The sequence below is a fragment of the Mycolicibacterium sp. XJ870 genome, assembly GCF_053483975.1.
In genome coordinates this window covers 1,102,416-1,114,644 of the sequence record NZ_JBEFTI010000001.1, presented here as the reverse complement: position 1 = coordinate 1,114,644, position 12,229 = coordinate 1,102,416, and the positions used below count along the sequence as shown (strand labels likewise).

General features: G+C 65.0%; 11 protein-coding genes. 7 read left to right on the top strand and 4 right to left on the bottom strand.

All coding sequences use genetic code 11. The features are described from left to right. Nucleotides 1-80: 80 nt before the first annotated feature. Entirely contained in the window at nt 81-533 is a 453-nt protein-coding gene (locus ABQF30_RS05620; RefSeq protein WP_448461786.1) for a MaoC family dehydratase, read from the bottom strand. 22 nt (nt 534-555) lie between these two features. Next, on the bottom strand, nt 556-1,446 hold the full coding sequence (gene purU, locus ABQF30_RS05615) for a formyltetrahydrofolate deformylase (RefSeq protein WP_448463486.1): 891 nt from the start codon (nt 1,444-1,446) through the stop codon (nt 556-558). A 415-nt stretch (nt 1,447-1,861) separates the two neighbouring features. Between purU and ABQF30_RS05610 the strand changes: the two genes are divergently transcribed. The 3 genes from ABQF30_RS05610 to ABQF30_RS05600 all read left to right on the top strand — a co-directional run bounded on the left by ABQF30_RS05610 (nt 1,862) and on the right by ABQF30_RS05600 (nt 6,638). Beyond that, nucleotides 1,862-2,620 (top strand): hypothetical protein, encoded by a 759-nt coding sequence (locus ABQF30_RS05610; RefSeq protein WP_448461784.1) that lies wholly within the window; start codon nt 1,862-1,864, stop codon nt 2,618-2,620. After that, nucleotides 2,617-4,770 (top strand): Rv1355c family protein, encoded by a 2,154-nt coding sequence (locus ABQF30_RS05605; RefSeq protein ID WP_448461783.1) that lies wholly within the window; start codon nt 2,617-2,619, stop codon nt 4,768-4,770. Before ABQF30_RS05610 ends, ABQF30_RS05605 begins: the two co-directional genes overlap by 4 nt. A 68-nt stretch (nt 4,771-4,838) precedes the next feature. After that, the gene (locus ABQF30_RS05600) at nt 4,839-6,638 is read left to right on the top strand and encodes a putative bifunctional diguanylate cyclase/phosphodiesterase (protein WP_448463484.1); all 1,800 of its coding nucleotides are present in this window, start codon (nt 4,839-4,841) and stop codon (nt 6,636-6,638) included. Here ABQF30_RS05600 and ABQF30_RS05595 read toward each other — a convergent pair. Next, nucleotides 6,618-7,487 carry an FAD-binding protein gene (locus ABQF30_RS05595; protein WP_448461781.1) on the bottom strand — a complete coding sequence of 290 codons (870 nt, stop codon included), beginning with the start codon at nt 7,485-7,487 and terminating at the stop codon, nt 6,618-6,620. The genes ABQF30_RS05600 and ABQF30_RS05595 overlap by 21 nt on opposite strands. Nucleotides 7,488-7,920: 433 nt before the next feature. On the opposite strand from ABQF30_RS05595, the gene ABQF30_RS05590 reads away from it, so the two are divergent. Together ABQF30_RS05590 and ABQF30_RS05585 are read left to right on the top strand one after the other, a co-directional pair. Then, complete coding sequence (locus ABQF30_RS05590) at nt 7,921-8,631, top strand: TetR family transcriptional regulator (RefSeq protein ID WP_448461779.1); 711 nt, start codon at nt 7,921-7,923, stop codon at nt 8,629-8,631. Nucleotides 8,632-8,647: 16 nt separating this feature from the next. Continuing rightward, nucleotides 8,648-9,295: a TetR family transcriptional regulator gene (locus ABQF30_RS05585; protein ID WP_448461777.1), complete on the top strand. Its 648-nt coding sequence runs from the start codon at nt 8,648-8,650 to the stop codon at nt 9,293-9,295. A 10-nt stretch (nt 9,296-9,305) separates the two neighbouring features. Here the strand turns inward: ABQF30_RS05585 and ABQF30_RS05580 are convergent, their stop codons facing one another. Beyond that, a complete protein-coding gene (locus tag ABQF30_RS05580) occupies nt 9,306-9,668 on the bottom strand; it encodes a PAS domain S-box protein (protein ID WP_448463482.1) in 363 nt (120 codons plus the stop codon). A 169-nt stretch (nt 9,669-9,837) separates the two neighbouring features. On the opposite strand from ABQF30_RS05580, the gene ABQF30_RS05575 reads away from it, so the two are divergent. Both ABQF30_RS05575 and ABQF30_RS05570 read left to right on the top strand, forming a co-directional pair. Then, the gene (locus ABQF30_RS05575; RefSeq protein ID WP_448461775.1) at nt 9,838-11,070 is read left to right on the top strand and encodes an acyl-CoA dehydrogenase family protein; all 1,233 of its coding nucleotides are present in this window, start codon (nt 9,838-9,840) and stop codon (nt 11,068-11,070) included. Nucleotides 11,071-11,083: 13 nt separating this feature from the next. Then, a complete protein-coding gene (locus ABQF30_RS05570; RefSeq protein ID WP_448461773.1) occupies nt 11,084-12,226 on the top strand; it encodes an acyl-CoA dehydrogenase family protein in 1,143 nt (380 codons plus the stop codon). Nucleotides 12,227-12,229 lie beyond the last annotated feature (3 nt).

Below are 12,229 nucleotides of genomic sequence, written 5' to 3'. Positions count from 1 at the left end.
CAGTAACTCCGCGAGCAGACGCAGAATCGCACCAAAACATGGGTCCTAGTGCGATTCTGTGTCTGATCGCGGGAGAAAGGTCAGCCGATGAAACGAATGATCGACTCGGCGACGGCGGCAGGCTTGTCGGATCCGTCGATCTCGACCGTCACCGTCATCGTCGCCTGCACCGCGCCGTCGAGCTTGGCGACGTCGGCGATCTGCGCACGGGCCCGCACCTTCGCGCCCACCCGCACCGGCGTGATGAACCGAACCTTGTTGTATCCGTAGTTGATCGCCATCGTGATGTTGTCGACGCGATACAGCTGATGGGTGAAATGCGGCAACAGCGACAAGGTGAGCAGTCCGTGTGCGATGGTCCCGCCGAACGGTCCGCCGGCCGCCTTGTCGGGGTCGACGTGAATCCACTGATGGTCGTCGGTGGCATCGGCGAACAGGTTCACCCGCTCCTGGGAGATCTCCATCCAGTCGGTCGGCCCCAGCTCGCTGCCTGTCGCAGCGGCCAACTCGTCCAGACCATTGAAGACTTTCACCGTCACTCCTCTCGAACCGTGGTCAGAAGACCACGGTCTGGTTCCCGAACCGGATTACGCGGTCCTCACAGTGCCACAGCACCGCACGCGACAACACCAGCCGTTCCACATCGGCACCGAGGCGCCTCAGATCATCGATGGTGTGCCGGTGGTCCACCCGGACCACGTCCTGCTCGATGATCGGCCCCTCGTCGAGTTCGCCGGTTACGTAATGTGCTGTCGCGCCGACGAGTTTGACGCCACGCTCCTTCGCCCTGCGATACGGTGCCGCCCCGATGAACGCCGGCAGGAACGAATGATGGATGTTGATCAACGGGCATCCCACAGCGTCGAGAAACTCCGGGGTGAGGATCTGCATGTAACGGGCCAGCACCACGAGGTCGACGTTGCCGCGCAACAGCTCGAGCAGTCGTTGCTCGGCCTCAGCGCGGTTCTCTTTGGCAGCCGGAACGTACAAGAACGGGACGCCGAATGCCCGCACCCGATCGGCGAGGTCGGGATGATTCGAAATCACCATTACCACCGACATGTCCAGCTCTCCGCGCCTGTTACGCCACAGCAGATCCAGCAGACAGTGATCCTCGAGCGATGCCATCAGCGCGACACGTTTGGGTTTGGAGGCCTCGGTCAACCGGAAATCCATCTCGAACGGCCCCGCCACCTGTTCGGAAAAGTCGCGCTCCAGGTTGTCGCGCACCGCAGTGAGTCCGGGCAGATGGAAGATCGTGCGTTGAATGAATGTGCCGCCGGACTGCTCGGTGGAATGCTGGTCGAGCGACACGATGTTCGCGCCGGCCCCGGTGAGGAAACTGCTGATAGCCGCCACCAGTCCCGGGCGGTCCGCGCAGCGCAGCAGTAACCGACCCACGTCGCGCAGCGGTAGGGCGTTTGCTTTCGGGTACTCCTGCGTCATCACCATCAGATTCTCACCCGGCGACTGGTCAGGCAGCGGAAACCTGCGCGTTCATTGTTCGTTCAGACGCCGACAGAGCTGGCTGGTGACCGGACAGCAAAGCCGACCAAAATTGACGTTGAAGACGATAGGCCAACCGGTGTGAAAGTTGAAATATTTGCCATACTCACCCATTAGGAGGTTATGCACCCTTTATTCAGGCGCGCTAATTTGCCATATTTGCAGACCCCGGTGCGGATTTTCCTTCCGGCGCGACGCCATTCAACACGCCGCCGGACAAGATTTGTCTGCTCGCTGGAATTACCGCGCAGTGCGGCGAGATACTCAGATTCGCGTATTGGCGCAACCGTGCTACGTACCGAAAATCATCCGCATCGGGTCGGGAATGCGGCTGACTGACGAAATGGAACCCCACATGACCGCTGCTCAACACGATGTCGCAGGCCTCTCCCCCATCACCCTGACGAAAAGCCACAGCTGGTTGGATCCGGGAAGCGAATGCACAATCGTGGTGGCGGAGCCGGCCGCCGAACACGAACTATGGGATGAGTACGTTCGCGGCGCGGAACTCAATTACCGCAAGCACGGGGTTGAGCGCGCCCTCGACATGGAGTCGCTGTACCCAGGTACCGATACCGCATTGTTCTGCGTGGGAGTCAACGATGCCGGACGCGTCGTCGGCGGTCTACGGGCCAAGGGACCCTACCGGCGCAGCGACGATTGCCATGCCGTCGTCGAATGGAGTGGACAGCCGGGGTTGGACGCGGTGCGCAAAATGGTCGCCGACCGCCTGCCGTTCGGAGTCGTCGAGATGAAGACCGCGTGGGTGTGCGACGACCCGGACCAGAGCCGAGCCCTCACCGACACACTGGCCCGTATGCCGCTGCATTCCATGACGCTGCTCAACATTCAGTTCGCAGTGGCGACCGCGGCAGCTTATGTGCTCAAACGGTGGCTGTCGTCGGGCGGCGTGCTGGCCGCCAAAATCCCGGCGACCCCGTATCCCGACCAGAGGTACCAGACCAAGATGATGTGGTGGGACCGTCGGACCTTCGCCACACACGCTGATCCGAGACAACTTTCAAGGTACTTTGCCGAAGCGTCGCGAATCGCTCCGCAATTGGCGGCAGCCGACGGCCACGACGACGACACCTCTACCGCGGCGGGGCAATGATCGACGACTTCAACGACATCGATGGCACAGCGCAGTGCAATGCCGTCGTCATCGACGCCACCAGCGCAACGGGGCGCGGCACTCTGGAGAAGCTGCGTGCGGATCCGCGAGTCAGCGTGATCGACGACTGCCATAAGCAACAGGACGCGTTGGCCGACCTCGTGCCTGCGGCGGAAGCCGACATCCTCGATGAGCCGACCCGGTGGGTGTACTACCCGTGGCGCCGCTGCGTTGTGCACATCGTCGGCCCCCGGGCGTTTCACCGGCTGCGCCTGGACCGCAACCGCAACCTCATCAGCGCTGAGGAACAGCGGCGCTTATCGAAGGTGCGGGTCGGGGTCATCGGGTTGAGCGTGGGCCACGCCATCGCATACAACCTTGCCGCAGAAGGCCTTTGCGGCGAGTTGCGACTCACCGACTTCGATGAGCTGGAGTTGCCCAACCTGAACAGGGTGCCTGGCACGGTGTTCGATCTCGGCGTCAACAAGGCCGTGGTGACCGCCCGCCGAATCGCCGAGATCGACCCCTATCTTCCGGTCCGGGTCGACCTCGGCGGCGCGCAGCCGGACTCGATCGACGAGTTCCTCCGCAATCTGGACATCGTGGTCGAGGAATGCGACTCCCTGGATGCGAAAGTCCTTGTCCGCGAGTCAGCACGGGCTCGGCGCCTGCCGGTACTGATGGCCACCGCCGACCGCGGACTGCTCGACGTGGAGCGCTTCGACCTGGAACCCGCGCGCCCGATATTGCACGGGCTGCTGGGCGATATCGAGACCGCCCAGCTGGCCGGACTGACCAGTAAGGACAAGGTGCCGCACGTGCTTCGGTTACTCGACGCACCGCAGTTGTCCGCGAGGATGGCCGCATCATTGGTAGAGGTCGGTAGGACGCTGACCACCTGGCCACAGCTGGCGGCGGAAGTCGTGCTCGGTGCCACCGTCGTCGCGGACGCCGTCCGGCGCATCGGGCTGGGTGAGCCCATGCGGTCCGGCCGGGTACGCGTTGACATCGCCGACTCGCTCGACCGTATCGGCGACCCGCTCAGCGCGCCCAAAGAGCCGGCCCGGTCCGGCGACGAGCCGCAGTTGCCCGAGCCGACGGGCGTGGCGGAGATCATCGCGATGGCCGCCGCACGCGCGCCGTCCGGAGGCAACGTCCAACCGTGGCACATCGAGTCGACCGACAACCGGGTGAACCTGCGCCTGGCAACGAAGTACTCCACCACCATGGACGTGGGTTACCGCGGCAGCGCGGTGGCGTTGGGTGCGGCGGCGTTCAACGCCCGGGTCGCCGCGGCCGCGCACGGGCTGACCGGGCAGATCCAGTGGTCGCGCGGCGATGAAGGGACACCCCTGTACGGGACGATGCAGTTGTCCCCCGGCGCGGCACCCGAATTGGCGACGCTGTATGAGCCGATGCTGCAACGCGAGACCAATCGACTCCGCGGAACCTCGGCTCCGATAGAGGCAGAGGTGCTGGAGACGCTGCGGGCCGCGGCGCTTCGGGAGGGCGCCCGGCTGGCGATCCTCGACACCGACGCGGAGATCGAAACCGCGGCACAGATTCTCGCCAAGACCGACCGCCTCCGCTATCTCACGCCGATCCTGCACCGGGAGATGATTTCCGAACTCCGCTGGCCCGGTGATCCGGATCAGGACTCCGGTATCGACGTGACGACACTCGGCCTGGATCCGGCCGACCTGGTGCTGCTGGACATCCTGCGCCGTCCTGATGTGATGGCCAAGCTATCGGACTGGAATGCCGGGGCAGCGCTCGGCGACGACACCTACGAGCGGGTGACGTCGAGTTCGGCGCTCGCGGTCATTTCGGTGCGTGGCCGAAGGCTGACCGACTACGCGCAGGGAGGGTCCGCGACCGAGGCGGTTTGGGTGGCCGCGCAGCAGCACGGCCTCGCCGTTCAACCTGTGTCGCCGGTGTTCCTCTACGCGCATGACGACTCGGACCGCGCAGAACTCTCCTTCGGGCATGCCGACGCGCTTTCCGACCTGCAGTATTCTTTCCGCAGGTTGACCGCGACCGAGCGTGATGAGTCACAGGCGTTGGTGCTCAGGTTGTCCTTCGCACCGCGTCCATCCGAACGTAGTCGGCGCAGGGCCCACCTGCCGGGCCAGGCGTCGCAGTACGGGTGAGAATAGACGGGAGGCGTGTGGTGCCAGGCAGCCTCGAACTGCTCGTAACGTCCGTCGCCACGCAACTCATGGCCGTCGACGCCGCGACGTCGGTGACCGTCAGTCAGCGGGTCCTGGCCGACCTGGTTTCCTTCTTCGACGTCGACGTGAGCTTTCTGCGGCACAACGACCACCGTGCCCACGCCACGAGGCTGGTCGCCGAGTGGCCGCCTCGACCGCTGGACTCCCCGACCGATCCGATCGCCGTCGTCCACTTCGCCGACGCCGACCCGGTTTTCGCGATGGCCGAACATCTCAAGGAACCTGCGGTGTTCCGGCCCGAACCGGCCACCGACGACTACCAACGCACCATCGAGGCCGGGCGGCACATCCCCAGCACGTCGATGGCGTGTGTCCCGTTACTGTCGGGCGACGTCACCACCGGCGTGCTCGGCTTCGTCAAGTTCGGCGACCGCGAATGGCTTCCCGCGGAACTCAACGCGCTCAAGGCAATTGCCTCGCTGTTCGCCCAAGTGCAGGCCCGCATCGAAGCCGAGGAGCAGCTCCGTTACCTGGCGGACCACGACCATCTCACCGGGCTGCACAACCGCCGGGCGTTGATGGCCCACCTGGAGTCGCGGCTGGCTCCCGGACAGCCGGGTCCGGTGTCGGTGTTGTTCTTCGACCTTGACCGGTTGAAGGCGATCAACGACTACCTGGGCCATACCGCGGGAGACGCCTTCATCAGCATCCTGGCACAGCGGCTACAGCGCGGCGACGCGGCACCAAAGCTGATCGCCCGACTGGGCGGTGACGAGTTCGTCGTCGTCCCCGCGTCACCGATGTCCACCGAGGCGGCCACCGCACTGGCCTACCGGTTGCAGTCGGTGCTGCGCGAACGGGTCACCGTCGATGGCGAGATGCTCACCCGCACGGTCAGTATCGGCCTGGCGGAAGGGATTCCGGGTAAAGACTCCACCTCGGATCTGCTCAACCGCGCCGACCACGCGGTCCTGACCGCCAAGAGCTCCGGCGGCAACAAGGTCGCGGTGTTCTCCGACACGATGGCGATGGACATCGATTTCCGCAACGACATCGAACTCCACCTGCAGAGTGTGATCGAGAGTGGCGCGCTCGTCCTGCATTATCTACCCGAGATCGACATGCGCACCGGCGAGGTCCTCGCCGCCGAGGCCCTGGTCCGCTGGCAGCATCCGACTCGCGGTCTACTGGCGCCCGATTCGTTCATCGGGGTGGCCGAGTCCATCAACCTGGCCGGCGAATTGGGGCGCTGGGTGCTGCGGACCGCGTGTGCCGAGTTCTCCCGGTGGCGATCCAACGGCGTCGGGCGCAACATCGTGCTGCGGATCAACGTCTCTCCGGTCCAGCTGGTGACCGATGGGTTCGTCGAGTCGGTGGCCGGCATCATGGCCGAGTTCGGACTGCCCCGCGGGTCGGTCTGTCTGGAGATCACCGAAAGCGTTGTCGTGCAAGACATCGAGACCACCCGCATAACCCTCACCGGTCTGCACAACGTCGGCGTGCAAGTCGCCATCGATGATTTCGGCACCGGCTACAGCGCGCTGTCGTTGCTGAAGTCACTGCCGGTCGACACCCTCAAGATCGACCGGAGCTTTGTCGCCGAACTCGGCTCGGATCCCGGCGACCTACCGATCGTGCGGGCAGTGATAGCCCTGGCGGGGGCGTTCGGTCTACAGCTGGTGGCCGAAGGAGTGGAGACCGAACGCGCCGCGCTCACCCTGTTGCGGCATGGGTGTTATCGCGCGCAGGGCTTCCTGCTGTCCAAGCCCATCCTGGGCAGCGAGATGCAGACGCTACTGGCCAAGGGGCGGGTGCCGGTGCACTTCTCAGCTGCGCCGCGAATGTGAGCGGCTCGACTCGCGCAGCCCCTCGCGCACGCGGTTGGACTGGCAGTACTGCGATCGAGATTCTGGTTTGCCTTCGATCGCCACCAACTCGACCCGGACGAACCTGCTCGCACTGTGTCCGACGAGGCATACCTGCAGCGGCTGTCCCTGCTCCGCGAACCGATGACCCGCCGCGTCCGGAACGGCATCCTGGTTGCCGGTGGACACGGCCACACCATGGCGGGCCCGCAACGCGAATGGACCTTCGGCAGTGGTGATCACCGCACCGACGACCTGCCCCTCCTCGAAAACGATGCGCTCCAACGTGCTGCCGGCCGAGATGTGAATGTCGCGTTCCCGGATCTGGGCCGCCAGCCACTCGTTGACCGCCGAGGCGGCGCTGACCCCGTTCTCGGGCTCCAACTCACCGAGGACGTTGACCTCGATCTCTTCCCCACTGCAGGTCTTCATCGGGGTGGCTCCGCGATCCGCCAGCCGGGTGTAGAGCATGCCGTAGGGCGATGCGAGGCACCCCGCCGTCCAGTCCCGGAGCCGGGCTCCGTAGAAGGTCTCGATGGGAACGCCACGCTTGGCCGGGGTGGATTCGCCCAACACGCGTATCGGCATGCCCGCGTCATGCGTGTCGGGGCTCAGCGGTCCCAGGTCGGCCGACAGCGCGTCGAAATAGTCGCGGGTCTGGAGATCCTCGATACCGGGACCCATCCGCGCCGCGGCAGGGCCGGCTGGCGCAGGGCCGCTGTCCCGAGCAACGAAAACGTCAAGCCCAGCGTCATCGGCGGCGATGGCACCGGCCAACGCACCGAAGCCGGCTCCACAGCAAATGACGTCGACTTCGTCGTCCCACATCATCTAGCGGTACCTCAGGGTTGGTATGGCCAGCCGTGCACTGTCTGTCTGCTGTGACGTGCTCCAATATCGCGCACTTGAAGTTGCCACAGCCCGCACCGGGATTCGAGGGGGATTGCCGGTGCAGGCCATGGCAACGCTTCCAGGATAGCTCTGCGGGACCGCGGAAGGCGATGGCGCGCGGTCGGTCGCTGCGCTTGCGGCGGCGACGTGCGCAAATGCTGCACGGCCGGAGCGCAACGAACCGAGAGTTATCACGTTACGCACCATACATACCTTTAGAATGTTCTGCACGTACAGTGAAGACTTCGAGTATCCCAGAGCGACAGTGGCGAACCTGTGTCAGAAAGACCCGGATGTGAGAATTGCCGTGCCCGTGAAAAACTCGAACCCGTTTCCGTCCGGCGACACAGCCAGAAGATGCCGAGGTTCCGTGGTGCCTGAGCAACTCGACCGGCGCGCAGATCTCACCCGGCTGCAGATCCTCCGAGCCGCATCGCTGCAGTTCGCCCACAAGCCGTACAGCCTGGTAAGCCTCGACGACATCCTGGCCGACGCAGCGGTCACCAAGGGTGCGCTGTACTTCCACTTCCGGTCCAAGCACGCGCTGGCGTCCTCGATCGTCGACCACCGTGCCCAACAGGCCCGCATCACTCTCAAGGAAGTCCTGGCCCGCAATCTTTGCGGCCTGGAGACACTGATCGACATCTCATACCTGGTGGCTGCTGAAGACATCGGCGAGACCATGGCCCGCGCAGGCCTCAACCTCATCGAATCCATCGGCCGGACCGACGGCCTGGGACAGCGCATGCTGGATGAATGGGTACTCGGCTATGCCGACATCGGCGGGCGCGCGCTGGCCGAGGGCGACTTCGCCGGCGACTGCGACCCGGAGCCGGTTGCCAGACTGCTGGTGTCGATGTACCTGGGCATTCGCCAGACCAGCGACCTCGATGACCCCCAGCGTTTACTCACCGACCTGGAACGCAGCTGGAAAATCGTACTGCCGGGATTCGCCAACCCCGACCGGCTCGGCTATCTCACCCAGTTCATCCGCCGCCGCACGGCGTTGGCGATCAAGAAGGCCACCCCGCTGCGCCCCGCCGAGTCCGCGTTAGACGCGAGCCCGCGCACCGGGTCAGCCTGACGAGCCCACGCCCGCTATGCCACGCCAAGCCCGCTCCGCGGTCACCAGACGAAAGATCATCACGGCCGCCGTCGACCTGTTCAGTGAGGTCGGCTATCCGGCGACCGGGTTGGGCGACATCATCGACCGTGCCGAGATGACGAAAGGCGCGCTTTACTACCACTTCGACTCCAAGCAGTCGATCGCCGAGGCGATCATCGACGAGACAGGTGCCAGCCTGCTGGCCACCTTCCGCACGATCACCGAGTCGGCGTCGCCCGCTCTGGAGAACCTCATTCACGGACTGTTCGTGGTGTCCGATTTCACGCACGCCGACAAAGTCGCCGAAATTGGAATGCAGCTGCTTCGGACATTCACCGGGATCAACGATGTCGCTGGAAACGTCTATCGGAGCTGGCAGGACGAACTCACCGAACAGGTTGGCCAGGCCGCCGCCGAGGGCGACCTCCGTGAAGACGTGGATGTCAAGTCAGCCGCAGAGGTGATCCTCGGGTCCATGCTCGGCGCCGAAGCGCTGTCGCGCGCCGGTGGCACCGATCTGCGTCAATTGCTGGCGAGGATGTGGGAGCTGCTGCTGCCCGCCGTTGTCAACGGCGAGTCATTGGATTACTTCCGCGAGTTCCTGGCACGGGAATCGTTGCGCCGATCCCCCGCAGCCGACTAGCAGATACTGCCTACAGTTCTTCCGCCCACAACCGTTCGGTGAGGTCCTGGAACGTCGCAAGCGCCACCGGATCGTCGCCCCGCAGCAGCGCCGACTTGCTCATCCTGGCCCGGACGGTCGAGCCGTCCCGATGCGCGAGGCCGACGACGAGGTCGGCATGCGCCCGCACCACCGATACCGCGGACTCGTCGGCGGGTACCGAATAGAAGATGTCAGCAAATTTCAACGCCTTCACCGTCTCGGTGTCGTGGCCGACCATCTCGGCGAATGCAGTGTTGGCGAAGAGGATTTGCCCATCTTCGGCGATCGCCAGCACCGGAACCGGAAACCGCTCCAACACCACTAGGGCAGGCAACTGCTCCAACAGCGTCATCGGAGATTGCGCCGCCTTGTTGTCATGTCGCCGCTCCACGCGTTCGATTATCGCCCTGCCTCGCACCACTGGCGAGCAACATCGCGGAGTGGACTTGCCCGGGGTGGCGTACGCCACTTGACTAACTAGGTTTACTCTGTGATGGCGATACCGGCAGACAGGGGCAGCCATGGACCTGAAGTGGTCGAAAACCGACCAGGAGTTCCGCGATGAGGTACGCGACTTTCTCGCGCAGAAGCTGACGCCCGAACTACGACGGGCCGGGCGGCTGATGACAAGCGTCTACGCCGACCACGACGCCAGCCTGGCCTGGCAGAAGACCCTGCATGAGCGTGGCTGGGCGGCACCGGCCTGGCCGGTCTCCTACGGCGGCTGCGATTGGAGCCTGACCCAGCACTACATCTTCAGCCGGGAATCCACCCTCGCCGGCGCCCCGTCGCTGTCCCCCATGGGCATTCGGATGGTCGCGCACGCGATCATCGCGTTCGGGACGGATGCTCAGAAGGAGTTCTTCCTGCCCCGCATCCTGACCGGCGAGGTGTTCTTCTGCCAGGGTTACTCCGAACCCGAGGCCGGATCGGACCTTGCCGCGCTGTCCATGGCAGCCGTGCAGGACGGCGACGATCTGGTGTGTACTGGCAGCAAGATCTGGACTACCCATGCGCGCGAAGCGAACTGGATGTTCGCCCTGGTGCGGACCTCCCGCACGGGCAAGAAGCAACAGGGCATCACGTTCGTCTTGATCGACATGTCCTCGCCCGGAATCGAGATCAGACCGCTGGTGATGACGTCCGGCGAGGAGGTGCAGAACCAGGTCTTCTTCGACGAGGTGCGAGTGCCCACGTCCAACGTGATCGGCACGATCGACGACGGCTGGACCGTTGCCAAGTACCTCCTGGAGTTCGAGCGTGGCGGCGGCGCGTCCGCCCCGGCCCTGCAGGTGCTCGCCCAGGACATTGCTGCGGTTGCGTCCAATGAACCGGGCCCCGGCGGCGGCCGGTTGATCGACGATCCGGCGTTCAGCCGCAAGCTCGCCGACGCGCGGATCCGCACCGACGTGTTGGAGATCCTGGAGTACCAGGTGCTTGCGGCGGTGGCCGAGGGACGTAACCCCGGCACGGCTTCGTCCATGCTGAAGGTCTTGGCCACCGAGTTGAGCCAGACGCTGACCGAGCTGTCGATGGAGGCCGCCGGGCCCCGCGGCCGCGCCTATCAACCGCACGCGACCTGCCCTGGCGGTCCGGTCGCCGAATACGAGCCACCGGCCGACGGTTACGTCAGCGGCGAGCCGTGGCAGGCCGTGGCGTCCCTGCGCTACTTCAACGATCGAGCCGGCTCGATTTACGCCGGCAGCAATGAGATTCAGCGAAACATCCTCGCCAAAGCAGCCCTGGGACTCTGAGAAGGAACCATCGATGGACTTCAACCTGACCAAGGAACAGGAACTGCTGCGCGACGGGCTGACCAAGTTCCTGTCGAGCCGCTATGACCTGCAGTCGAGCCGGACCGCTGCCAAACTGGGTGAAGGCTGGCAGCCCGAGATCTGGCGCGGGTTCGCCGAAGAACTCGGCATTCTCGGCGCCACCCTGCCCGAGGAAGCCGGCGGTATCGGCGGCGGACCGGTCGAGACGATGGTGATCGCCGAAGCGTTGGGCCACGCCTTGGTGGTCGAACCCTTCGTGGACACCGTCGTGGTTGCCGGCGGCCTGCTGGAGCGTGCGGGCGGCGAGGTCGCCGAGGCTCTACTGGAAGATGTCGTCGCCGGCGCGGCCGTCGTCGTGGTGGCGGCCACCGAACCGTCGTCCGGGGACAACTGGCGCCACGTCGACACGACCGCGAAGCGCGACGGCGACGGCGACGAATGGGTTTTGCATGGTTCGAAGATCATGGCGGTGAGTGCGCCGCTGGCGACGCACCTGCTGGTCACGGCCCGCACCGCGGGGGAACGCGCCGACGCCGACGGGATCTCGCTGTTTCTGGTCGAGGTGGTTGCGGCGACAACAGGTTTCACGACCCACCACTACCGCACGGTCGACGACCGTCAGGCTTCGGATCTGACGTTCGACGGCCTGCGGGGTGCGGTGTTGCTCGGTGAAGAGGGGCAGGCTTGGCCGTCGCTGGACCTGGCCCGCGACGAGGGTGCTGCCGCGGTGTGCGCCGAGGCCGTCGGCGGTATGCGGAAAGTCCTTGCCGATACGGTCGAGTACTGCAAGCAGCGCCAGCAGTTCGGTCAGCCGATCGGCAGCTTCCAGGCGCTGCAGCACCGGATGGTCGACATGCACATGGAGGTCGAACAGGCGGCCGCAGCAGTCTATTTGGCGGTGCTGAACCTGGATTCGGAACCGACCGCGCGGGCCAAGGCCGTCTCGGCAGCCAAGGCGACAGTGGGCCGGGCCGCCCGATTCGTCGGCCAGAACGCCGTGCAGCTGCACGGCGGCATGGGCATGACCGAGGAACTGGCGATCGGACACTATTTCAAGCGGCTCACCGCGATGCAGTACGAATTCGGGTCGACCGATTACCACATCACCCGCTACGCGGAGCTGACCCGACCCTGAATC